This is a genomic window from Pseudomonas sp. CAM1A, from assembly GCF_047501685.1.
Lineage (GTDB): Bacteria > Pseudomonadota > Gammaproteobacteria > Pseudomonadales > Pseudomonadaceae > Aquipseudomonas.
Map to the genome: position 1 here is coordinate 45294 of NZ_JBFNXP010000004.1, position 21782 is coordinate 67075.

The window sequence follows — 21782 nt, forward strand, 5'->3', positions numbered from 1 at the left end:
TTGCTGCCGACAAGGTATCCTGTCGCCAGTAATGGAGGTTCCACATGCAGATCTACAAGGTTGGCGGCGCAGTGCGCGACCGCCTGCTCGGCCGCCCGGTCAGCGACATCGACTGGCTGGTGGTCGGCGCCACGGTCGAACAGATGCAGGCCGAGGGCTTTCGCCCGGTCGGTGCCGATTTCCCGGTATTCCTTCATCCCAGGACGGGCGAGGAATATGCGCTGGCCCGCACCGAACGCAAGAGCGGGCGCGGCTATGGCGGTTTCACCTTCCACGCGAGCCCCGAAGTCACCCTCGAGGAGGATCTGGTTCGTCGCGACCTGACGATCAACGCCATGGCCGAGGACGAGCACGGCAACCTGCACGATCCCTACGATGGCAAGGCTGATCTGGAGCAACGCCTCCTGCGCCATGTTTCCCCGGCATTCGCCGAAGATCCCCTGCGTGTCCTGCGCGTTGCCCGCTTTGCCGCTCGCTACGCACCGCTGGGCTTTCGTGTGGCCGATGAGACTTTGGCGCTGATGCGCCAGATCGCCGAATCGGGAGAACTGCAGGCGTTGACCGCCGAGCGCAGCTGGAAGGAGATCGAGCGTGCATTGATGGAAAGCGAGCCGCAGGTGTTCATTGAGGTGCTGCGCAGCTGCGGCGGTTTGAGCGAGCTGATGCCCGAGCTTGAGGGCGCCACTACGCTGGCAGCGCTGCACCAGGCGGCAAGGCACCAGCAGCCGCTGGCGGTGCGCTGGGCGTGCCTGCTACGCGGGCTGCAGCCTGCCGCGTTGAAGGCGCTGAACCAGCGCTTCAAGGCGCCGCGTGAATGCCAGGAACTGGCGATGCTGGTGGGGGAGTTTGCCGAGCGGGCGGACCAGGCTGCGCAGCTGGAACCTGCAAGCCTGCTGGAGATGCTGCAGAGGTTCGATGTGTACCGACGGCCGCAGCGCTTCGAGGACTTCATCGCCGCCTGCGAGATGGCGGCGCTGGGTTCAGGTTATCCACAAGGCGAGTACTTGCGCGGGGCGGCTGAAGCGGCGCGTGCCGTGGATGTGAAGCCGTTGCTGGAAGCCGGGCTTTCCGGCCAGGGCCTGGGCGAGGCGCTCAAAGATGAGCGACTGAAAGCGCTCGAAGCCTACAAGGCGGCTTGATCTGCCCGGCCTCTTCGCAGGTAGATCCGCGAAGAGGCCGGCGCAGGCTACGCGGGGGTCAACTGCAACCCGCGCCATTCGAACGGTACCGGCGCCAGTACCTGCTCGATGCGCGCTTCCCGCCATAACTGCCCCATGGACTTGCCCTCGCCCGGATGCACCAGTTCCGCAGCCAGCAGCGACAGCGGCAAGAGCACGAAGGCGTTCTTCAGGATCTCCGCGCGCGGCAGCACCAGGCCATCGAAGGTCCCGCACAGGTCATCGAACATCAGTACGTCGATATCCAGCGGCAGCCCCTTGCGGTCCGGCGCGTAGCGGCCATTGTCGGCCTCGATGAACTTGAGCCGGCGGTCGAGTTCCAGCAACGGCAGTTCGGTGCGCCCGCGCACCACCAGGTTGTAGAACGGGCCACTCTTGATCCCCACGGCCTGGCTCTCGAACACCGCGGAACACTGCATGTCTTCGAGGATGCCCGCGAGGGCATCGAGCCCGGCGCACAAGTGCCGCTCACGCTCGATGTTGCTGCCCAGCCCAAGGTATACGGTGCTCAGAGACATCCGCGCTCGATCTCCACGCCAACACCCCCACGGGCCGCCGGTACCGCGCCCGGCTTGGTGAGTTTCAGGCGCACCCAGGGAATGTTGAATTCCGCCATCAACACCGCGACCAAGCGCTCGGCGAAGGTCTCGACCAGCTCGAAACGGGCCTGTTCGGCGAACGCCTGGATACGTGCCGAGACACTGGCATAGTCCAGTGCCAGCGACAGGTCGTCACCGGCGGCCGCCGGGCGGTTGTCCCAGGCGAAGCTCAGGTCCAGGCGCAGGCACTGGCGAATATCCCGCTCCCAGTCATAGGCGCCGATCACGGTATCGACTTCCAGGCCTTCGATGAACACTCTGTCCAAGCACTTCTCTCCACAGCACGACAAGGGCGACGGGCGCCGTTAGAATCAGGGCGTCCTCGCCCGGAATAGTTAGCATGTTTTGGTCACTGGCGCTGCTTGCCTACCTGCTCGGCTCACTGTCCTTCGCCATTGTCCTGAGCCGCCTCAGTGGCAGCCCCGACCCGCGCTCCAGCGGTTCCGGCAATGCCGGCGCCACCAACATGCTACGCCTGGCGGGCCGCAAACTGGCGATCCTGACGCTGCTCGGCGACCTGTGCAAGGGCATGTTGCCCGTGCTGTTGGCACGTCTGGCCGGGCTCGACCAGCAAGAGCAGGCCTGGGTAGGTATCTGCGCGGTGCTCGGCCACCTGTTCCCGGTGTACTTCCGCTTCAAGGGCGGCAAAGGCGTGGCTACCGCCGCCGGCATGCTCATGGCGCTGTACTTTCCAGCCGCCCTGCTGGCCATCGGCGCCTGGCTGCTGACCTTCTACCTGACCCGCACCAGTTCGCTCGCGGCGTTGATTGCCACACCGCTGACGCTGCCCTTGCTGGCCTGGCGCGAGCCTGAAGCGCTGCTGCCGATGACCGTGCTGACGGTGCTGATCGTCTGGCGCCACCGCCGCAACCTGCGTGACCTGTTCGCCGGGCGCGAACGCCACTTCTGATGCGTTCGCACAAGCCCGGCTCATCTCATACTGCCGGCAACTGCTCCATTGGCCAGCGCGCCTGCACGCTGATCGCCAGGTCCTGCTGCTGCCCGGCCAACAGGCGCTGGCAACCGGCATAGGCGATCATCGCACCGTTGTCGGTGCAGAAGCGTGGGCGGGCGTAGTAGACGTTGCCCTTGATGCTGGCCAGCATCTCTTCCAGCGAAACGCGCAAAGCCTTGTTGGCACTCACGCCGCCGGCGATGACCAGGCGCTTCAGGCCCGTCTGCTTGAGGGCGCGCTTGCATTTGATGGTCAGAGTCTCCACCACCGCCTGCTGGAACGCCAGCGACACGTCGCAACGGGTTTGCTCGTTGTCGTCCCCGGCATCGCGGCATTGCTGCCAGGTATTCAGGGCAAAGGTCTTGAGGCCACTGAAGCTGAACTGCAGGCCGGGGCGGTCGCACATCGGCCGCGGGAACACGAAGCGCCCGGGCGTGCCTTGTTCGGCCAGGCGGGCGATCTCGGGGCCACCCGGATAATTCAGACCGATCAGCTTGGCGGTCTTGTCGAACGCCTCGCCGGCCGCGTCGTCCAGGCTTTCGCCCAGCAATTCGTACTGGCCGATGCCATCGACCCGCACCAGTTGGGTATGGCCACCTGAAACCAACAAAGCGACGAACGGAAACTGCGGCGGCTGCTCTTCGAGCATCGGCGCCAGCAGATGGCCCTCCATATGGTGCACGCCGATCGCCGGAATATCCCAGGCGAACGCCAGTGCCTGGGCGCAGGAGGCGCCCACCAACAGCGCACCGACCAGGCCGGGGCCCGCGGTGTAGGCAATGGCGTCGATCTCGGTGGCGACGCAGTCGGCTTCCTGCAGCACCTGGCGGATCAGCGGTAGCATGCGTTTGACGTGGTCGCGCGAGGCGAGCTCGGGCACCACGCCGCCATAGACGCGGTGCAGGTCGATCTGGCTGAACAGCGCGTCGGCCAGCAGGCCGCGCTCACTGTCGTATAATGCGACGCCAGTTTCGTCGCAGGATGTTTCCAATCCCAGTACTAGCATGGGTCCGTGCCTTGTTGAGGCTGAATTCGAAGGCGCGCATGATAGTCCCCGTGTCCGGTGCCGACCAGCGGTTTTCGATCAGAGGCTTTGCATTCCGGCCAGCTAAGGGTTAACATCCGCAACCCTTGAAAACCGACGTTCTCCAGCACACCTTATGTTTTGCCAGGAGCACGTCTACCCCGGTAATGAATTAAGGTAGCCCTGGATGCCAGCCGTCAAAGTTAAAGAGAACGAACCCTTCGACGTAGCTCTGCGTCGTTTCAAGCGCTCCTGCGAAAAAGCCGGTGTACTGGCTGAAGTTCGTAGCCGCGAGTTTTACGAGAAGCCGACCGCCGAGCGTAAGCGCAAAGCCGCTGCCGCTGTAAAGCGTCACGCGAAGAAAGTTCAGCGCGAACAGCGCCGCGCCGTTCGTCTGTACTAAGTACAGGCGTTCTACGCAAAGCTTCTGCCATGCCCGGCCTCGTGCCGGGCTTATGGTAGCGGTTGCTTGAAACCCTTGGCCATGCGCCTGGGGCGCCCCGGCAAAAGCCATGGGCAACCTGCCTCAACGCGTCAGAACTGGTCTTTGGCCAGGCGTGCACGTCTTTTCTGACGAGCCTTCACCGGCTACCGACGAGCACACACCTCTTCCTGCGACACCCCACGCCAAACCCGCGCACAAGCGTTTAGACTTGCCAGTTGCCAGATGACGAGGCTGCCATGGCCGGGCTGATTCCCCAGAGCTTTATCGATGACCTTCTCAACCGCACCGACATCGTCGATGTGGTGAGTTCGCGCATCCAGCTGAAAAAGACCGGCAAGAATCTTTCCGCCTGCTGCCCGTTCCACAAGGAGAAGAGCCCCTCCTTCACCGTCAGCCCCGACAAGCAGTTCTACTATTGCTTCGGTTGCGGCGCAGGGGGTAACGCCCTCGGCTTTGTCATGGACCACGACAACCTGGACTTCCCCCAAGCAGTCGAGGAACTGGCCCGCGCGGCCGGCATGGAAGTCCCTCGCGAGGAAGGCCGCCGCGGGCAGAAGCCACGCCAGCCGACCGACTCGCCGCTGTACCCTTTGCTGGAGGCGGCCAGCGAGTTCTATCGCCAGGCCCTGCGCAGCCACGCCACCCGCAAGGCGGCGGTGGAGTACCTCAAGGGGCGCGGCCTGTCCGGCGAGATCGCCCGCGACTTCGGCCTGGGCTTCGCCCCGCCGGGCTGGGACAACCTGCTCAAGCACCTGGGTGCCGACTCGCTGCAACAGAAAGTGATGATCGACGCAGGCCTCTTGATCGAGAACGCCGAAAGCGGCAAGCGCTATGACCGCTTCCGCGACCGGGTGATGTTCCCGATCCGCGACAGCCGCGGCCGGGTCATCGCCTTCGGCGGCCGGGTACTGGGCGACGACAAGCCCAAGTACCTGAACTCCCCGGAAACTCCAGTGTTCCACAAGGGCCAGGAGCTGTACGGCCTGTACGAGGCGCGCAAGCACAACCGCAACCTCGACGAGATCATCGTCGTCGAGGGCTACATGGACGTGATCGCCCTCGCCCAGCAAGGCCTGCGCAATGCAGTGGCCACCCTCGGCACGTCCACTAGCGAGGACCACCTCAAGCGCCTGTTCCGCGTGGTACCGAGCGTGCTGTTCTGCTTCGACGGCGACCAGGCCGGCCGCAAGGCCGCCTGGCGCGCCCTGGAGGCGACCCTGTCGAGCCTGCAGGACGGTCGCCGCGCACGCTTTCTGTTCCTGCCCGAAGGCGAAGACCCGGACAGCCTGGTGCGTGCCGAAGGCACCGATGCCTTCCAGGCCCGCATCAACCAGCACGCCCAGCCACTGGCCGACTATTTCTTCGAGCAGTTGAGCAACGAGGCCGACCCGCGCTCGCTGGAAGGCAAGGCGCACATGGTGACGCTGGCCGCACCGCTGATCGAAAAGGTCCCGGGCGCCAACCTGCGCCAACTGATGCGCAACCGCCTGAGAGACATCACCGGCCTCGACCCGCAGCAGATGGAGCAACTGGCCCAGAGCGCGCCAGCACCCAGCGCGCCGGATTACGACCCCGGCTACGACTACGACGCCATGGCAAGCTATGCGCCCGACCATGGCGACATGCACTACCAGCCCGACTATGCCGCGCCACAACAGGAGCAACGCCCCTGGACGCCGAACAAAGGTGGCGGCAAGAAGCAGTGGGACGGCAAACCCTGGGACAAGAAAGGTGGCAAGCCGTGGCAGCGCGATAGCCAGCGCGGCGAAGCGCCGCCACGGGTACCCGCGCCAGTGGAACCACCGACGCTCTCGGCCCTTCGCACCCTGCTGCATCACCCACTACTGGCCGGCAAGGTCGAGGATGCCAGCCACTTCGCCGACGAAGAGCAACTGTACAGCCAGCTGCTGGTGGCCCTGATCGAGGCCGCGCAGAAGAATCCTAAGCTAAGCTCAATGCAGCTGATCGCACGCTGGCACGGGACCGAACAGGGTCGCCTGCTGCGCGCCCTGGCAGAAAAGGAATGGTTGATCGATGCCGACAACCTTGAACAACAGTTTTTCGACACTATAACTAGTTTGTCCGCTCGCCAGCGCGAGCGCAGCCTGGAACATCTGCTCAGGAAAGCACGTCTAAGTGAACTGAGCACAGAGGAAAAATCTCAGCTGCTTACCTTGCTGAGCCGTAATGTTCCCGCACAAAACCCGACCTCATCTGGCGCGTGAGGTCCATGCTCGGGTATAATCCTCGGCTTGTTTTTTGCCCGCCAAGACCTTCAGTGGATAGGGTGTTATGTCCGGAAAAGCGCAACAGCAATCTCGTATCAAAGAGTTGATCACCCGCGGTCGTGAGCAGGGCTACCTGACTTACGCGGAGGTCAACGACCACCTGCCAGAGGATATTTCAGATCCGGAGCAGGTGGAAGACATCATCCGCATGATCAACGACATGGGGATCAACGTATTCGAGAGTGCTCCGGATGCGGATGCCCTGTTGTTGGCGGAAGCCGACACTGACGAGGCCGCAGCCGAAGAGGCCGCCGCCGCATTGGCGGCTGTCGAGACCGATATCGGCCGCACGACCGACCCGGTGCGCATGTACATGCGCGAAATGGGTACCGTCGAGCTGCTGACCCGCGAAGGCGAGATCGAAATCGCCAAGCGTATCGAGGAAGGCATCCGTGAAGTCATGGGCGCCATCTCTCACTTCCCGGGTACTGTCGACTACATCCTCGGCGAATACGACCGTGTCACCTCCGAAGGTGGCCGTCTGTCCGACGTCCTCAGCGGTTACATCGACCCTGACGACAACATCGCCGCACCGACCGAAGAAGTACCGATCCCAGGTGCCAAGGCCGCTGCCGCGAAGGAAGAAAGCGAAGACGAAGACGAAGAGAACGCCGATGGCGACGACGAAGAAGAGGCCGAAAGCGGTCCGGATCCGGTCGTTGCCGCCCAGCGTTTCGGTGCAGTCAAGGATCAGCTGGTCGATACCCTCAAAGTGCTGAAGAAGCACGGTCGAGGCCATAAAGACAGCATCAGCGCCATGCAGGCGCTGGCCGACCTGTTCATGCCGATCAAGCTGGTGCCGAAGCAGTTCGACGTTCTGGTCGAGCGCGTACGCGGTGCCCTGGATCGCCTGCGCCAGCAAGAACGCGCCATCATGCAACTGTGCGTGCGTGACGCGCGCATGCCGCGTGCCGACTTCCTGCGCCTGTTCCCAAGCAACGAGACCGACCAGACCTGGTCCGGTGACCTGGCCAAGCGCAACACCAAATGGGCCGCCGCCCTGGGTGAGAAAAACGCCGCCATCGTCGCTTGCCAGCAAAAACTGATCGACCTCGAGACCGAGACCGGCCTGACTGTTGCCGAGATCAAGGACGTCAACCGCCGCATGTCCATCGGTGAAGCCAAGGCTCGCCGCGCCAAGAAGGAAATGGTCGAGGCCAACCTGCGTCTGGTGATCTCGATCGCCAAGAAGTACACCAACCGCGGCCTGCAATTCCTCGACCTGATCCAGGAAGGCAACATCGGCCTGATGAAGGCGGTGGACAAGTTCGAATACCGTCGCGGCTACAAGTTCTCGACCTACGCCACCTGGTGGATCCGCCAGGCGATCACCCGCTCGATCGCCGACCAAGCGCGCACCATCCGTATCCCGGTGCACATGATCGAGACGATCAACAAGCTCAACCGTATTTCCCGCCAGATGCTGCAGGAAATGGGCCGCGAACCGACCCCGGAAGAGCTGGGCGAGCGCATGGAAATGCCTGAGGACAAGATCCGCAAGGTACTGAAGATCGCCAAAGAGCCGATCTCCATGGAAACCCCGATCGGTGACGACGAAGATTCGCACCTGGGCGACTTCATCGAGGACTCCACCATGCAGTCCCCGATCGACGTGGCCACGGTCGAAAGCCTCAAGGAAGCGACCCGTGACGTGCTCTCGGGCCTGACCGCACGCGAAGCCAAGGTGCTGCGCATGCGTTTTGGCATCGACATGAACACCGACCACACCCTCGAAGAAGTCGGCAAGCAGTTCGACGTGACCCGCGAGCGGATCCGTCAGATCGAAGCCAAGGCGCTGCGCAAGCTGCGCCACCCGACGCGAAGCGAGCACTTGCGCTCCTTCCTCGACGAGTAAAGACGAACCCCGGCCCAGGCCGGGGTTTTTCTTATGTGACAGAAGGTCGTGGCCCCTGTCTACCCAGCGGGCGGGAAGCCCGTCTACACTCGAATCAGACCCCCTGATCGAGAGGCCGCTATGCCCCTGATGCCGGCCTTCCTGTTGCTGATCCTGCTCGCCTGGAACACAACGGCCGGCGCCCTGACCCTGACCGACGAGGAACAAGCCTGGCTCAGCGCCCACCCGCAGCTGCGCCTGGGCGTCGATGCTTCATGGCCGCCGTTCGAATTCCGCGACCAGGAAGGTCGCTACCAGGGATTGGCCGCCGATTACATCGCCTTGATCCAGGAACGCCTGGGGATCACCCTCAAGCCGATCGAGCCCAGCAGCTGGACCGAAGTCCTCGCGCAGGCACGCAGCAACCGGCTCGACCTGCTGCCCGGCATCATGTCCACCCCGGAACGGCAAGGCTACCTGGCCTTCACCCGCCCTTACCTGGATTTTCCGATCGTCATCCTCGCCCACTCCGGCGGCGCGCAACCGCGCAACCTCAAGGACCTCTACGGCCTGAAGATCGCCGTGGTCGAGAACTACGCACCTCATGAGCTGCTGCGCACCCACCACCCGGACCTCAACCTGGTGGCCATGCCCAATGTCAGCTCCGCCTTGCAGGCCCTGGCTACCGACGAGGTGGACGCCGTGGTCGGCGACCTTGCTTCGAGTATCTGGAGCCTGCGCCAGCTCAAGCTCGACGGCTTGTATGTAAGCGGTGAAACGCCGTACCGCTACCAGTTGGCCATGGCCGTGCCACGGGAACAGAAGATGCTCGTCGGCATCCTCGACAAGGTCATGGCCGACATGAGCAGCAGCGAAGTCAGCCATATTCAGCAGCGCTGGGTGGGCAACGTCGTCGACCAGCGGACTTTCTGGCATGACGTGCTGCTCTACGGCCTGCCGGCCGTACTGGTGCTGATGGCCATCCTGGCAGTGGTGATCCGCATCAACCGCCGGCTGAGTTCGGAGATTTCCCGACGCATCGCCCTGGAACAGGAGCTGCGCAGCAGCGAGTACCACTACCGCGGCCTGATCGAGAGCCTGTCAGCGGTGGCCTGGGAGGCCGATGCCAACGACTTCAGCTACAGCTATGTGTCGCCGCACGCTGAGGACCTGCTCGGCTACCCGACGGCAGAATGGCTCAAGCCGGGCTTCTGGCGCAGCATCCTGCACCCGGAAGATGCCCTGTGGGCGCAGGCCTACTGCGACAGCGAAACTGCCGCCGGGCGCGACCACAGTCTCGACTATCGGGTGATCCGCGCCGACGGCCATACGCTATGGGTGCGCAACATCGTCAGCATGATCGAACACGGCCACAAGTCGCTGATGCGCGGGTTGATGATCGACATCAGCGAAACCAAGCACACCGAAGATGCCCTGCGCCTGTCGGAGCAGAAGTTCGCCTCGGTGTTCCAGCAGTGCCCGGACATTTTGATCATCGCCCGGCACAGCGACGGCTGCCTGCTGGAGGTCAACGAAGCCTTCGAGGAACTGATCGGCCTGAATCCTGCGCAAGTGATCGGCCGCACCGCCACCGAGCTCGGCCTGTGGGGCGTGGTCGGTACCGGCCCGGCCCTGCTCGAGCGCCTGCATCGCGGCGGCATCCGCAACCTGGAAATGACCTTCCGCCGCAGCAACGGCGAGTTGTTCACCGGGCTGACCTCGGCCGAGACCTTCGACCTCGACGGTATGCCGGCGCTGGTGGTGGCGATCCGCGATATCAGCCAGTTGAAGGAAACCCAGCAGCAACTGCAGACCTCCGAGGAGAAGTTCGCCAAGGCCTTCCATGCCTCACCCGATGGCCTGTTGCTGTCACGCCAGAGCGATGGCCTGCTGCTGGAGGTCAACGAAGGCTTCTGCCGCCTCACCGGCTACGACATCAGCCCAACGCTCGACCAGACCTCGCTGGACCTGGGTATCTGGGTCGACCTCAACGAGCGCCAACGCCTGGTCGATCAGCTGCAGCGTGACGGTTTCGTGCGCGATTTCAGCTGCCATATCCGCCGCAGCGACGGGCAGATCCGCCTGTGTGAACTGTCCGCCCGGCCACTGCCGATCGGCGGCGTCGACTGCATGCTGACCATCGCCCGCGACATCACCGAACGCCACCTGATGCAGGAGAAACTGCAACTGGCCGCCACGGTGTTCGAGAACACCGCCGAGGGCGTGCTGATCACCGACACCGACCAGCGCATCAGCGCGGTCAACCGCGCGTTCAGTGAAATCACCGGCTACAGCGAAATCGAAGCCCTCGGCCAGACTCCGCGCCTGCTCGCCTCCGGCCAGCACGACAGCGCCTTCTACGTCGCCATGTGGCACCAGTTGACCGCCGAAGGCCACTGGCAGGGCGAGATCTACAACAAACGCAAGAACGGCGAACTCTACCCCGGCTGGCTGACCATCAGCGCCGTGCGCAACCACGAACGCGAGATCACCCACTTCGTCGCCGTGTTCGCCGATATCTCCAGCCTCAAGCATGCCCAGGCCAAGCTCGACTACCAGGCGCACCACGACCCGCTGACCGGCCTGCCCAATCGGGCGCTGTTCGAAAGCCGCCTGCAGGCCGCGCTCAGTTGCGCCCAGGTCTCCAACCGCCAGGGCGCGGTGCTGTTCCTCGACCTCGACCGCTTCAAGCACATCAACGACAGTCTCGGCCACCCGGTGGGCGACCTGTTGCTCAAAGGCATCGCCCAGCGCCTCAAGGAGCAGGTGCGTGATGTCGACACCGTGGCCCGCCTGGGTGGTGACGAGTTCATAATCCTCTTGCCCGGCCTGCACAAGCCCAGCGATGCCAGTGCCATCGCCAACAAGCTGCTGGCCGGCTTCCACGCACCGTTCCAGGCCGGCGAGCACGAGTTCTTCACCAGTGCCAGCATCGGCATCAGCCTGTACCCACAAGACGGCACCGATGTCGCCAACCTGATCCGCAACGCCGACGCCGCCATGTACCGCTCCAAGGCCAAGGGCCGTAACCGGGTCGAGGCCTACACCCGAGAACTCACCACCCAGGCCAGCGAGCGCATCGCCCTGGAACACGAACTACGCCGCGCCATCGAACGCAATGAGCTGAGCCTTTGCTACCAGCCCAAGTTCAGCCTCAAGACCCAGAGCCTGGTGGGCGCCGAGGCCTTGATCCGCTGGACCCACCCAACCTTCGGCGACGTGCCGCCCGAGCAGTTCATTCACCTGGCCGAGGAGAACGGCACCATTCTTCAACTTGGCGACTGGGTACTGGAGCAGGCGTGCCGGCAGATGCATAGCTGGAAGAAGACCTACCACGCCTTCGGCCCGCTCTCCATCAACCTTGCCGGCGCCCAGCTGCGTCAGCCCAACCTGGCCCGGCGCATCGAGCAACTGCTGCGCAACTACCAGCTCAAGGCCGGCGACTTGCAACTGGAGATCACCGAAAACTTCATCATGAGCCAGGCCGAGGAGGCACTGAGCGTACTGCACCAGCTTAAGCAGCTGGGCGTGCAACTGGCGATCGACGACTTCGGCACCGGCTACTCCTCGCTCAGCTACCTCAAGCGCCTGCCACTGGACATCCTCAAGATCGACCAGTCGTTCATCCGCGGCCTGCCCGACGACCCCCACGACGCCGCCATCGCCCGCGCGATCATCGCGCTGGGCCGCAGCATGCAATTGACGATCATTGCCGAAGGCGTGGAAAACCAGGCGCAGCAACGTTTCCTTGCCGCCGAAGGCTGCGAGCAGATTCAGGGCTACATCGTCAGTCTACCCCTGCCGCCGGACGAATTCGCGGCGACCTTTCTTCGCATAGCACAAACGGATCTTTCGGATGGCACGCTATCGAAACCCTCGTTATAATCCTGCGCACCTGCTGAGGGCCTATAGCTCAGTTGGTTAGAGCAGAGGACTCATAATCCTTTGGTCCACGGTTCGAGTCCGTGTGGGCCCACCAACAAAATCAATGGTCTACGCTTAATAAGCGTAGGCCATTTGCGTTTTTAGGGCATAAATTTTCCCCGTTTCGTCCACACCGTCGCGCAACCGACGCGCTCCCTGGTGCAAAGTGCAGGGGCCAAGGCAAAACATGAGGCGGTGTCGGCGTTCTACTCGACCCTGGCTGCTGCGGATGAAGCGCCAATGCTGAAGGCCCGCGACAATGCGGCAGCGTCTATCGGAGTCAAGACTGAAGCCTGGCGGCGGGCCGAAGCCGTGGCCAGCGCCAATGCCCATGGTGCAGCCCGTCATGCACGCTCAAAACAGGCAGCGCTATCGCGCACCAGAGCAGCGAAGAAAGCAGCCGCCCTGGTAGCGGATCGGCAGCGTGCAGTTGAACGACAAGAACAGCAACTGCGCAGCAGAGCGCAGGATATGGATCAACGCACCAGGAACTTAGATGGCCTGGGGAATCGGCTCAGGGAGGCGGAGCATAAGGCGGCGCTGCTCGCTGCTGAAAAAGCCGATCTGGAGCACAGGTTAGAGCTGCTTGAGCGCAGCCTGAACAATGAGAAACCGCCGACGCGATGGACTGGCGACGACCTGGAACTAACACTGACCTGAAGTCCCAGCATTGGGTGTAGACTCTGCAAACGTTGAAGCGTCCTGTGAGAACAGCAGGCCAGCCACTATTCGGCTGCGCTTACGGAAAAACCGCCCTACTAAGGCGGTTTTTTTGTTACTGCTTCAGTGCGGCAAGGACGTTAGCCGGGTCGTTATGGATGGCCCGGAGCAAAGCCCTGGCAGGCCCTTCAGGGTCTCGACGCCCCTGCTCCCAATTGCGCAAAGTACCCACGGCAACGTCAATCGTTTCGGCAAAGGCAATCTGCGACAACCCTGTAGCCTTGCGAATGTTTTTGACTTGTACAGCGTCTACGTGAAATTCACGGGACGGTTGACGCTCGCCCCGATCAATCTCGTTCATCTGCGTCATGCTTTCTTTCAGGCGATTGAACAGACCCTTTTCCATCATTGCCACCCTTCGTTCAGTTTGCGCAGCTCTTTCCTCTCGTCTTCTGAGAGGTCGTCTTTCACGCCCTTCCGGTAGATCACCAGTAGCCGAATCTGCGCAGCTGCGGTGATGTAGTAGTAGATCACTCGAACTCCACCACGCTTGCCCTTGCCGTTTGCAGCCCAGCGAACCTTGCGAAGCCCGCCAGTGTGCTGGATCACATCCCCAGCGGTCGGGTTCACAGCCAAATGCTGCTAGCAGCTCATGCAAGTCCTCAGTGAAGATCGGCGTCTCGACGAAAATCATTGCTTCCCTTGCGCGTTCTTATGCGTCATTGGCGTAGTTGCACTATAGGCCAGCGTGCGGCTTTCTTCAACCCTGCCCAAGCCGGGCGAAAATCCGGCGCGAAAAAAAATCCGGCCAGAAAATCACTTATCCCCCTCCCGCCGACGCGCTTTCCGTCGCAAAAAAGTGCTCATAATCCTTTGGTCCACGGTTCGAGTCCGTGTGGGCCCGCCAAACAGAAAGCCGCGCGATGCGCGGCTTTTGCGTTTTTGGCGGGATCGCCTCAGATACGGAATGCTCATTTGCAAAGCGTAAACCCGAGTGCGAGCCGGGTCCTTTCCTCATCCGTTTTTGTGGGGCCGGCATCGCCTACGCCGCCCGGCCTGACTTTTGCTCGACGACTATTCGCACACAATCTACTCGTCAGCCGGCTCGAAGCGCTCACCACGAAACACCCGACGTGGATTGCCACGCTCGATGCGGTGATGGAACAACCGCCGCTCCGCGCGCAGTTCGCTGTCGACCTGCTCTGCCTGTTGCGCCAGGCGTTGACCGATGAGCAGCAGCGCCAAGCGTTTGTTGGCGTGCTGGCTACGCTCGCTCTGTACCTTGACGCTGACGCCGCTGGCCAGGTGCGTGGCGCGCACTGCCGAGTCGGTGGTGTTGACATGCTGACCACCCGGCCCGGACGAACGCAAGGTCTCGAAGCGGATCTCGCTCGCCAATTCCGGTGCCGGTGGCGCAAACCGTGCGCCCCCAAAGAACCAGTTCTTGCGCGCATGCCCCGGCCGGTACGGACTGCTGCACGTCCATTGCAGCGAGCCCGTCCAGTGATCCGCCAGACGCTCGGCCTGCTCGCCATCCAGTGCCAGCAACACCGAGCGCAAGGTACCGCGCCGCGGCCCCGGCTCTTCTTCGAGTATCCGTACCGCCACGGCCTGGGCATCCGCTTCGGCCTGCAGCCTGAGCAATGCCTTGGCCACTGCCAGGGTGCATTCTTCCGGCCCCTGAGCCGCCGAGAGTTGCAGTAGGATCATCAGCAGCACCCTCCGCGCGTCTTGTAGGTAAGCACCGGTTTCAGTCGTGCCAGCACGCGAACCAACCCCGCTTCACGCAAGGCACCCACCACCGAGTCGATAGCCTTGTAGGCCTCCGGCGCTTCCTCGTAGATCAGCGCCCGGTCGGCGCAGATCACGCGGCTGCCTAGTGCCGTACGACTCAGTTGCTCGACGCTGTAGCGCGAGGCGAGGCGGTCCTTGCACTCGCTGCGCATCCATTTGCGTCCGGCGCCATGGGCCAGGGACAACAGGCTGCGCTCGTCGGCGATCGGCTGTACCAAGTAGCTGTAGTCGCCGCGCGAACCAGGGATCACCACCGCCCCCTGATCCGACGGTGTGGCGCCTTTGCGATGCAGCCAACCATCGAGCCCGTCGACCTGCGCTGGCGACACCAGGTTGTGGTTGATGTCGAGCAGTACATCGCCATCGGCACGCATGCGGCCGAGCATGCGCCGGGCAATCAACTGACGGTTGGCTTCGGCAAAACGCAGCGCGCCGTCGTGCCGGCCCAGGTAATGAGTGCTGGCCTCGCTGCCCGCCTCCAGTCCGTGATGACCGAACAGGTCGACCTGCTCACGCAAGATCGCCTCGCCCAAACCACGCGAGCCGCTGTGCACCAGCAACAGCAGGTGTTTGCGCTCGATGCCCAAGGCTGACAGGGCCGCATCGTCGTAGCTTTCATCGAGTTGCTGCAGCTCGGCGAAGTGGTTACCACCACCAATGGTGCCTAGAGAACGCTCGTGCCCCGTGGCAGGCAAACCGAAGCTGGCGACGGCCTCCTGCCACGTCTCGTCGAGCGGCAGGTCGAGGTTGCCAAGGCGTTTCTCCAGCTTGTCCAGATGCAGCTTGGCGGTCGGGATGTCCGTGCGCCACAGCGCCATGCCACAGCCGATATCATTGCCGACCAACGCCGGGTACAAACGCCCCACGGAAAAGAATGCCGCGCCGACCGGATAGCCACGCCCCGGATGCAGGTCCGGCATGCCGGCCACCCGATGCATGCCCCCTAGACGAGCGGTGGTTTCGAGTTGTTGGATCGCTTTTCCTTCGATCCAGGTGTTGTCCGCGGCGACCAATACGGCGCCGTCGGACAAATTGCGAATGCAAGTGCCCATAGTCCAATCCTGATGGGTTGAAACAAAAAGATATTCGGATTGGCAGGCCAGAGGCCGGGCGTTGCGGTACCGCTAACGAGTAGCGGCGAATGCGTTCAAGCCAGGCGCGACCTGCAAAGGGTGATCGACTGTTGCATGATGTACCTCCTTTGCTGTCGGGTGAGAGAAGGCGGGCATCTTAGGTGTGTAATTGCCACCTTGCAACAACCTTGATCACACTTTTACCAGGAGAACAACGTCATGGCCGAAAAACCTGACCGCTGCGCGGTACAAAAAACAATGCACTGGCAGTACAGTGCCCAGCTTCCCCTGGATTTGTAGCTCGGGTCGCTCTGACCAGCGGCAAAGTGCCTTTAGCACACCCGTTCTATTTCGCCATTACTGCCGCGTTTCTAGAATCCCTCCATCGCTTCGGCACCGGGTCGGAGCCCAGTGATCGAGGGAACGTCACATGAACATCCAAGGAACGCTTGGGGCCCTGCTCGTTGTACCGATGCTGGCCACGCTCGCAGGTTGCGTGGCACCGGGCTCCTACAACCAGGGCCAACAGCCCAGCCAGATGGCCGGCGGCAACGCCCCGTGCACGCCCAGTGCGACCGACAACCTGATCTCCACCGGCCGCAGCCTGCTCAGCATCGCCAACTCCGTGCTCGAAACCAAGAACAGCATGAATGGCACTTCAGCCACCTATGACCAACGCATGCAGCTTGCGGAGAACGCGCAGAAGGTCAACAAAGGCAACCAGATGCTCGACAACGTCGAGAGCATGACTGCTGGCCTGAAGTCGCCTTGCGCCACGGCGCAGACCAGCGCGTCACGTTGATCCAATCCGATCAGGGCTGCGCAGCAGCCCCGGTCGTAACCTTTTCTCGGCGATTCAAGCCGACGCCAGCACCTTGCAGCCACGCCGCGAAATCTCGATCCTCGCGTAACTTGCCTCACCGAGCCCGCTGATCCGGTCAAGACAGGCGGCAGGGTCGTGCAGCGGCAGCTCCAGCAACTGCCGGGTATCGCGCTCCCACCAACGCGATGCGAGCAAGCGCTCGATCATCGCTTCCGGGTATCGATAACGCACGATCTTGGCTGGAAAGCCCGCCACCACGGCATAGGGCGGCACGTCCCGAGTCACCAGGGCGCGGGTGGCGACAATCGCGCCGGTGCCCACTTCGACCCCTTCCATGATCATTGCGCCTTCGCCGATCCACACGTCATGGCCAATGCGCGCCGGCGTGTTTGGCGGCTCGTACTGCCACTGGGTGCCGGTGAACTGGAAAGGGTGGGAACTCAGCCAGTCGGTGGGATGAGCGTATTTTTCCTGGCCGATGACCACCGCGCTGCCGATCGAGCAATAGCGCCCGATCGACTCGACCACCTGCAGCGAGCCGCCACTGCGGATATAGGTGTGGGCCCCGATCGAAACATCGAGGGTGGCGGCGCTGACCGCCACATCGCCGATGCGCACTTCGGCCTCGAGCGCCAACCTGGCGCGCTTGCCGAACTTGGAAATGCCCGTGCTCACCTTGCAACCGTGTTGGCGAATCCATCGCCGCCAGTACCAGTCCTTGAACTTCATGGGTCAATCACTCCTGCCATGGTCCAGGCTGCCGAGCGGCAGCGGCCCGCTATCGTACCGCCTTGCCAACGTAATGCCAGCCCTGGGCGCCTTGCGCGAATCGGTCGCGCTTGCATAGGCTAGCAGCTCGACAAAAGAGACCTACCATGCCGGCCACCTCCTCCATCACCCTCGACGCCATCGATCGCCAATTGATCTCCCTGTTGCAGATCAACGCCCGCGAAAGCGTCGCCACGCTCGCCCGCCAACTGGGGATCGCCCGTACCACGGTGAACTCGCGCCTCGAACGCCTGGAACGCAACAAGGTGATCACCGGCTATGGTGTGCGCCTGGGGCAGCGCCTGATCGGCGGCGGCCTGCAGGCCTACGTGGGGATCAAGGCGCAGCCGCGCTCGGGCAAGGACATCGTGCGCCACCTGAGCGCCATGGGGCAGGTCCAGCAGTTGTGCGCGGTCAGTGGCGAGTTCGACTATGTGGCTTGGCTACTCAGCGACTCACCGGAACAGCTGGACCAGTTGCTCGACCTGATCGGCAGCCTCGACGGGGTGGAGAAGACCACCACGTCGATCATCCTCAGCAGCAAGGTGGATCGCGGCCAGCCAGGCTGACCGCGGCAACGGCCCCTCAGGCCTCCATCGCGTCGAGCAGCCCTTCCAGCAGCGCGCGTACCGTTTCCGCCGAATGCAGGATCGACCAGATCATCGCCCGCCCCGCCTCGGGGGCATGGTGCTGGGCGTAGTCGTCGGCGATCTCCTGGATGGCCCGGGCCAGCATGCTGGCGTGGACCAGGGCGTCGGCGGCATCGACGCCGGGACGCACGGTGAAGATCGGGGGATGGCTGGATTGGCAGGAGCAGAAGGACTGCTCGGTGGTTGGGTTCAAAGTGAGGGGTGGGTCGGGGACGATCTTTTTCATGGGTATTGCCTCCATTACCGGCTCAAAGAGGCCACCACGCAACCTTCTCACGGGAATGGGTGGCAGCCATGCGCGGGGTGAGAACCGGCGAAGTTGGAGGCTACATTCCGGCCAGGCAGAACCTGCCCGCGCACAGCTGCCATGACAGCATGCCTCCAATTTGATCGCCGGGTTCTCACGCCCGATCACCGAATTTGCGGTGACCGGCTGAAGTTAACCGCGAAGGGTTCTCCCAAACTGCCAGACCGAGGCTACATGGCTCGTAGGATACTTCCTGTTAGTACTTGGTTCTGTAGGACCAAGCTGATTCTCTCCAGCGCGACGTAGACTTTGTGGGAGCGGGCTTGCCCCGCGATCACGGGCGGAGCCCGTGCCATAACCCGATAATGACTATGCCGCCCTATTCGCGGGGCAAGCCCGCTCCCACAAGGGATGCATCTCGCCTCAGGACTTGGAAACCCGCCAAGTGAAACAACTTGAAAGTAATGATCTATACGTAAATCACGTATAGAAGTGGCATTATGGTGCACCTGAAAAGCAGGAGCCACCAATGCCACGCAACATCTTCACTGAACTCACCGAAGGTTTCGACGCCCTTGCCGATGAGCGCGCCGGCAAACTGACCCTGCGTTCGCACAAGGTGACCTTCGAGGAGCTTGCCCCGCTGGCCCCCAACGAACTGACCGAACTGCGCCAGCGCCTGAACATGTCACGGGCGGTGTTTGCCGCGTACCTGCGTACCAACGCCCGCACCCTGGAGAGCTGGGAACAGGGCCGCTCCAAGCCCAACGCCCAGGCCGTGGCGCTGATCAGGCTGGTGCAGAAGTACCCTGAAACCGTCGAGCACCTAGCATCGTTGAGCTGACTCGTCGTTTTTCAATAAACATAAATCATCAAGACGAAACAAATCACATAACGACGTCAATTTTCACCTTAATTACGAACACCCCACTTCATAAAATGGCCACCAGACATTCTCTATACTCAGGCTCCGCCCCCTGCGCAGCCCCTGGCAAGGTCATTACATGAACAAGAAAAACCGCCACCCCGCCGACGGCAAGAAACCCATCACCATTTTCGGCCCCGACTTCCCCTTCGCCTTCGACGACTGGCTGGAGCACCCGGCCGGCCTGGGCAGCATTCCCGAGGCGCGCCATGGCGAAGAGGTGGCGATTGTCGGTGGGGGCATTGCCGGGCTGGTGGCGGCCTACGAGCTGATGAAGCTGGGCCTCAAGCCCGTGGTGTACGAAGCCTCCAAGCTGGGTGGCAGGCTGCGTTCGCAGGTGTTCAACGGCACCGACGGCATCGTCGCCGAACTGGGCGGCATGCGCTTCCCGGTGTCGTCCACCGCCTTCTACCACTATGTCGACAAGCTGGGCCTGGAGACCAAACCATTCCCCAACCCGCTGACTCCCGCCTCGGGCAGCACGGTCATCGACCTGGAAGGCCAGACCTACTACGCCGAAAAATCCGCCGACCTGCCGCAGCTGTTCCACGAAGTGGCCGAGGCCTGGGCCGACGCCCTGGAGAGCGGCGCGCAGTTCGGCGATATCCAGCAGGCCATTCGCGACCGCGACGTGCCGCGCCTCAAGGACCTGTGGAACAAGCTGGTGCCGCTGTGGGATGACCGCACTTTCTATGACTTCGTCGCCACCTCGCGCTCGTTCGCCAAGCTGAGTTTCCAGCACCGCGAAGTGTTCGGCCAGGTCGGTTTCGGCACCGGCGGCTGGGACTCGGACTTCCCCAACTCGATGCTGGAAATCTTCCGCGTGGTGATGACCAACTGCGACGACCACCAGCACCTGGTGGTCGGCGGCGTCGAGCAGGTGCCGCAGGGCATCTGGCGCCATATGCCGGAACGTTGCGCCCACTGGCCGGCCGGCACCAGCCTCAGCGGCCTGCACGGCGGCGCGCCACGCACCGGGGTCAAGCGCATCGCCCGCGCCGCCGATGGTCGCCTGGCAGTCACCGACAACTACGGTGACGTGCGCCACTACGCGGCGGTACTCACCACCTGCCAGAGCTGGCTGCTGACCACCCAGATCGACTGCGAGGAGTCGCTGTTCTCGCAGAAGATGTGGATGGCCCTGGACCGTACCCGCTACATGCAGTCGTCGAAGACCTTCGTCATGGTCGATCGCCCGTTCTGGAAGGACAAGGACCCGCAGACCGGCCGCGACCTGATGAGCATGACCCTCACCGACCGCCTGACCCGCGGCACCTACCTGTTCGACAACGGCGATGACAAGCCGGGGGTGATCTGCCTGTCCTATGCCTGGATGAGCGACGCCCTGAAGATGCTGCCGCACCCGACCGAAAAGCGCGTGCAACTGGCCCTCGACGCGCTGAAGAAGATCTACCCGAAAACTGATATTGCCGGGCATATCATCGGCGACCCTATCACTATTTCGTGGGAGGCCGACCCGCACTTCCTCGGTGCCTTCAAGGGCGCGCTGCCGGGCCACTACCGCTACAACCAGCGCATGTACGCGCACTTCATGCAGCAGGACATGCCCGCCGAACAGCGCGGCATCTTCATCGCCGGTGACGACGTATCATGGACCCCGGCCTGGGTCGAAGGCGCGGTGCAGACTTCGCTCAATGCCGTGTGGGGTATCATCAACCACTTCGGGGGCCAGACCCACCCGGACAACCCCGGCCCGGGCGATGTGTTCCACGAGATCGGCCCGATCGCCCTGGCCGACTGAGCGAAGGAGTAGCGCCATGCGCATCGCCCTGTTCCAGGGCACGCCCAAGCCGTTGGACGTGCCCGGCAATCTCGAGCGCCTGCAGCACCAGGCCCAGCACGCCGCCGCCCGTGGCGCGCAGCTGCTGGTGTGCCCGGAGATGTTCCTCAGCGGCTACAACATCGGCCTTGACCAGGCACAGCGCCTGGCCGAGCCCGCTGACGGCCCCTCGGCGATGAGCGTGGTCGAGATCGCCCAGGCGCATCGCATCGGCATCGTCTATGGCTACCCCGAGCGGGGCGAGGACGGCGCGATCTACAACAGCGTGCAGTTGATCGACGCCCATGGCCGCAGCCTGGGCAACTATCGCAAGACCCACCTGTTCGGCGAGTTGGACCGCTCGATGTTCAGCCCGGGCGCCGATCACTTTCCGGTGGTCGAGCTGGACGGCTGGAAGGTCGGCATGCTGATCTGCTACGACATCGAGTTCCCGGAAAACGCCCGGCGCCTGGCGCTGAACGGCGCCGAGCTGATCCTGGTGCCGACGGCGAACATGGCGCCCTACGACTTCGTCTGCCAGGTGACCGTGCGCTCGCGGGCGCAGGAGAACCAGTGCTACCTGGTCTACGCCAACTACTGCGGCAGCGAGGGCGAGATCCAGTATTGCGGGCAGAGCAGCATCGTCGGACCGGACGGTGGTGTGCTGGCGATGGCCGGGAACGAGGAGGAGCTGTTGCTCGCGGATATGGAGCGCGACCAGGTATTGAAAGGAAGGGAAGCGTTTCCCTACCTGTCGGACCTGCGCCGGGATCTGCATTAACAGCGGCAGGGCCAGCGCAGACAACCTCAGCATT

20 protein-coding genes, 1 tRNA gene and 1 pseudogene are annotated in these 21782 nt (G+C 63.0%); 13 read left to right on the top strand and 9 right to left on the bottom strand.

The window, feature by feature from the left end:
• Nucleotides 1-44 precede the first annotated feature (44 nt).
• On the top strand, nt 45-1139 hold the full coding sequence (locus tag ABZO33_RS13100; RefSeq protein WP_414536380.1) for a multifunctional CCA addition/repair protein: 1095 nt from the start codon (nt 45-47) through the stop codon (nt 1137-1139).
• Nucleotides 1140-1186: 47 nt separating this feature from the next.
• On the opposite strand, the gene folK is transcribed toward ABZO33_RS13100, so the two are convergent.
• Together folK and folB are read right to left on the bottom strand one after the other, a co-directional pair.
• Nucleotides 1187-1696: a 2-amino-4-hydroxy-6-hydroxymethyldihydropteridine diphosphokinase gene (gene folK / locus ABZO33_RS13105; protein ID WP_414536381.1), complete on the bottom strand. Its 510-nt coding sequence runs from the start codon at nt 1694-1696 to the stop codon at nt 1187-1189.
• A complete protein-coding gene (gene folB / locus ABZO33_RS13110) occupies nt 1687-2043 on the bottom strand; it encodes a dihydroneopterin aldolase (RefSeq protein WP_046857386.1) in 357 nt (118 codons plus the stop codon). The genes folK and folB overlap by 10 nt, the downstream gene beginning before the upstream one ends.
• Before the next feature lie 74 nt (nt 2044-2117).
• Here folB and plsY point away from each other — a divergent pair, with 74 nt between their 5' ends.
• On the top strand, nt 2118-2687 hold the full coding sequence (plsY, locus tag ABZO33_RS13115; protein WP_046857387.1) for a glycerol-3-phosphate 1-O-acyltransferase PlsY: 570 nt from the start codon (nt 2118-2120) through the stop codon (nt 2685-2687).
• Between the two features lie 25 nt (nt 2688-2712).
• Here plsY and tsaD read toward each other — a convergent pair whose 3' ends face one another.
• On the bottom strand, nt 2713-3738 hold the full coding sequence (tsaD, locus tag ABZO33_RS13120) for a tRNA (adenosine(37)-N6)-threonylcarbamoyltransferase complex transferase subunit TsaD (RefSeq protein ID WP_046857388.1): 1026 nt from the start codon (nt 3736-3738) through the stop codon (nt 2713-2715).
• A gap of 205 nt (nt 3739-3943) precedes the next feature.
• Between tsaD and rpsU the strand changes: the two genes are divergently transcribed.
• The 6 genes from rpsU to ABZO33_RS13150 all read left to right on the top strand — a co-directional run bounded on the left by rpsU (nt 3944) and on the right by ABZO33_RS13150 (nt 12907).
• Nucleotides 3944-4159 carry a 30S ribosomal protein S21 gene (gene rpsU, locus ABZO33_RS13125; RefSeq protein ID WP_003255575.1) on the top strand — a complete coding sequence of 72 codons (216 nt, stop codon included), beginning with the start codon at nt 3944-3946 and terminating at the stop codon, nt 4157-4159.
• Between the two features lie 278 nt (nt 4160-4437).
• Entirely contained in the window at nt 4438-6426 is a 1989-nt protein-coding gene (gene dnaG / locus ABZO33_RS13130) for a DNA primase (protein WP_414536382.1), read from the top strand.
• A gap of 67 nt (nt 6427-6493) precedes the next feature.
• Nucleotides 6494-8344, top strand: coding sequence for an RNA polymerase sigma factor RpoD (gene rpoD / locus ABZO33_RS13135; protein ID WP_414536383.1), 1851 nt, complete (start codon nt 6494-6496; stop codon nt 8342-8344).
• Between the two features lie 120 nt (nt 8345-8464).
• Complete coding sequence (locus ABZO33_RS13140; protein WP_414536384.1) at nt 8465-12208, top strand: EAL domain-containing protein; 3744 nt, start codon at nt 8465-8467, stop codon at nt 12206-12208.
• A gap of 17 nt (nt 12209-12225) precedes the next feature.
• Nucleotides 12226-12302 (top strand) — tRNA-Ile (locus ABZO33_RS13145).
• A gap of 185 nt (nt 12303-12487) precedes the next feature.
• Nucleotides 12488-12907: a hypothetical protein gene (locus ABZO33_RS13150; protein WP_414536385.1), complete on the top strand. Its 420-nt coding sequence runs from the start codon at nt 12488-12490 to the stop codon at nt 12905-12907.
• A 115-nt stretch (nt 12908-13022) separates the two neighbouring features.
• Here ABZO33_RS13150 and ABZO33_RS13155 read toward each other — a convergent pair whose 3' ends face one another.
• The 4 genes and pseudogenes from ABZO33_RS13155 to ABZO33_RS13170 form a co-directional block, all read right to left on the bottom strand.
• Nucleotides 13023-13313: a helix-turn-helix domain-containing protein gene (locus ABZO33_RS13155; RefSeq protein WP_050703537.1), complete on the bottom strand. Its 291-nt coding sequence runs from the start codon at nt 13311-13313 to the stop codon at nt 13023-13025.
• Nucleotides 13313-13601: pseudogene (locus ABZO33_RS13160) on the bottom strand (type II toxin-antitoxin system RelE/ParE family toxin). The gene ABZO33_RS13155 and the pseudogene ABZO33_RS13160 overlap by 1 nt, the downstream one beginning before the upstream one ends.
• 395 nt (nt 13602-13996) lie before the next feature.
• A complete protein-coding gene (gene prfH, locus ABZO33_RS13165; RefSeq protein WP_414536386.1) occupies nt 13997-14617 on the bottom strand; it encodes a peptide chain release factor H in 621 nt (206 codons plus the stop codon).
• A complete protein-coding gene (locus ABZO33_RS13170) occupies nt 14617-15753 on the bottom strand; it encodes an RNA ligase RtcB family protein (RefSeq protein WP_414536387.1) in 1137 nt (378 codons plus the stop codon). The genes prfH and ABZO33_RS13170 overlap by 1 nt, the downstream gene beginning before the upstream one ends.
• A 451-nt stretch (nt 15754-16204) precedes the next feature.
• On the opposite strand from ABZO33_RS13170, the gene ABZO33_RS13175 reads away from it, so the two are divergent.
• Nucleotides 16205-16576, top strand: coding sequence for a hypothetical protein (locus ABZO33_RS13175; RefSeq protein WP_046857393.1), 372 nt, complete (start codon nt 16205-16207; stop codon nt 16574-16576).
• Nucleotides 16577-16630: 54 nt separating this feature from the next.
• On the opposite strand, the gene ABZO33_RS13180 is transcribed toward ABZO33_RS13175, so the two are convergent.
• On the bottom strand, nt 16631-17326 hold the full coding sequence (locus tag ABZO33_RS13180; protein ID WP_414536388.1) for a CatB-related O-acetyltransferase: 696 nt from the start codon (nt 17324-17326) through the stop codon (nt 16631-16633).
• 146 nt (nt 17327-17472) lie between these two features.
• On the opposite strand from ABZO33_RS13180, the gene ABZO33_RS13185 reads away from it, so the two are divergent.
• The gene (locus ABZO33_RS13185) at nt 17473-17934 is read left to right on the top strand and encodes an Lrp/AsnC family transcriptional regulator (protein ID WP_094011516.1); all 462 of its coding nucleotides are present in this window, start codon (nt 17473-17475) and stop codon (nt 17932-17934) included.
• Nucleotides 17935-17950: 16 nt separating this feature from the next.
• Here ABZO33_RS13185 and ABZO33_RS13190 read toward each other — a convergent pair whose 3' ends face one another.
• The gene (locus tag ABZO33_RS13190; RefSeq protein ID WP_263159527.1) at nt 17951-18241 is read right to left on the bottom strand and encodes a DUF3077 domain-containing protein; all 291 of its coding nucleotides are present in this window, start codon (nt 18239-18241) and stop codon (nt 17951-17953) included.
• 550 nt (nt 18242-18791) lie between these two features.
• Here ABZO33_RS13190 and ABZO33_RS13195 point away from each other — a divergent pair.
• The 3 genes from ABZO33_RS13195 (at nt 18792) to ABZO33_RS13205 (ending at nt 21748) form a co-directional block, all read left to right on the top strand.
• Nucleotides 18792-19106 (top strand): helix-turn-helix domain-containing protein, encoded by a 315-nt coding sequence (locus tag ABZO33_RS13195; protein WP_096049206.1) that lies wholly within the window; start codon nt 18792-18794, stop codon nt 19104-19106.
• Nucleotides 19107-19266: 160 nt separating this feature from the next.
• The gene (locus ABZO33_RS13200) at nt 19267-20949 is read left to right on the top strand and encodes a flavin monoamine oxidase family protein (protein ID WP_414536389.1); all 1683 of its coding nucleotides are present in this window, start codon (nt 19267-19269) and stop codon (nt 20947-20949) included.
• Between the two features lie 16 nt (nt 20950-20965).
• Nucleotides 20966-21748, top strand: a complete 783-nt coding sequence (locus ABZO33_RS13205) for a carbon-nitrogen hydrolase family protein (protein ID WP_414536390.1) — start codon at nt 20966-20968, stop codon at nt 21746-21748.
• Nucleotides 21749-21782: the final 34 nt, after the last annotated feature.

Bases quoted from the DNA above. Each gene is read 5' to 3' on its own strand.
- folK (WP_414536381.1), bottom strand. From the start codon at position 1,696: ATGTCTCTGAGCACCGTATACCTTGGGCTGGGCAGCAACATCGAGCGT.
- ABZO33_RS13175 (WP_046857393.1), top strand. From the start codon at position 16,205: ATGAACATCCAAGGAACGCTTGGGGCCCTGCTCGTTGTACCGATGCTG.
- ABZO33_RS13205 (WP_414536390.1), top strand. From the start codon at position 20,966: ATGCGCATCGCCCTGTTCCAGGGCACGCCCAAGCCGTTGGACGTGCCC.
- ABZO33_RS13200 (WP_414536389.1), top strand. From the start codon at position 19,267: ATGAACAAGAAAAACCGCCACCCCGCCGACGGCAAGAAACCCATCACC.
- ABZO33_RS13190 (WP_263159527.1), bottom strand. From the start codon at position 18,241: ATGAAAAAGATCGTCCCCGACCCACCCCTCACTTTGAACCCAACCACC.
- dnaG (WP_414536382.1), top strand. From the start codon at position 4,438: ATGGCCGGGCTGATTCCCCAGAGCTTTATCGATGACCTTCTCAACCGC.
- rpoD (WP_414536383.1), top strand. From the start codon at position 6,494: ATGTCCGGAAAAGCGCAACAGCAATCTCGTATCAAAGAGTTGATCACC.
- ABZO33_RS13150 (WP_414536385.1), top strand. From the start codon at position 12,488: ATGCTGAAGGCCCGCGACAATGCGGCAGCGTCTATCGGAGTCAAGACT.
- ABZO33_RS13140 (WP_414536384.1), top strand. From the start codon at position 8,465: ATGCCCCTGATGCCGGCCTTCCTGTTGCTGATCCTGCTCGCCTGGAAC.
- prfH (WP_414536386.1), bottom strand. From the start codon at position 14,617: ATGATCCTACTGCAACTCTCGGCGGCTCAGGGGCCGGAAGAATGCACC.
- tsaD (WP_046857388.1), bottom strand. From the start codon at position 3,738: ATGCTAGTACTGGGATTGGAAACATCCTGCGACGAAACTGGCGTCGCA.
- ABZO33_RS13100 (WP_414536380.1), top strand. From the start codon at position 45: ATGCAGATCTACAAGGTTGGCGGCGCAGTGCGCGACCGCCTGCTCGGC.
- ABZO33_RS13155 (WP_050703537.1), bottom strand. From the start codon at position 13,313: ATGGAAAAGGGTCTGTTCAATCGCCTGAAAGAAAGCATGACGCAGATG.
- ABZO33_RS13170 (WP_414536387.1), bottom strand. From the start codon at position 15,753: ATGGGCACTTGCATTCGCAATTTGTCCGACGGCGCCGTATTGGTCGCC.
- rpsU (WP_003255575.1), top strand. From the start codon at position 3,944: ATGCCAGCCGTCAAAGTTAAAGAGAACGAACCCTTCGACGTAGCTCTG.
- ABZO33_RS13180 (WP_414536388.1), bottom strand. From the start codon at position 17,326: ATGAAGTTCAAGGACTGGTACTGGCGGCGATGGATTCGCCAACACGGT.
- ABZO33_RS13195 (WP_096049206.1), top strand. From the start codon at position 18,792: ATGCCACGCAACATCTTCACTGAACTCACCGAAGGTTTCGACGCCCTT.
- plsY (WP_046857387.1), top strand. From the start codon at position 2,118: ATGTTTTGGTCACTGGCGCTGCTTGCCTACCTGCTCGGCTCACTGTCC.
- ABZO33_RS13185 (WP_094011516.1), top strand. From the start codon at position 17,473: ATGCCGGCCACCTCCTCCATCACCCTCGACGCCATCGATCGCCAATTG.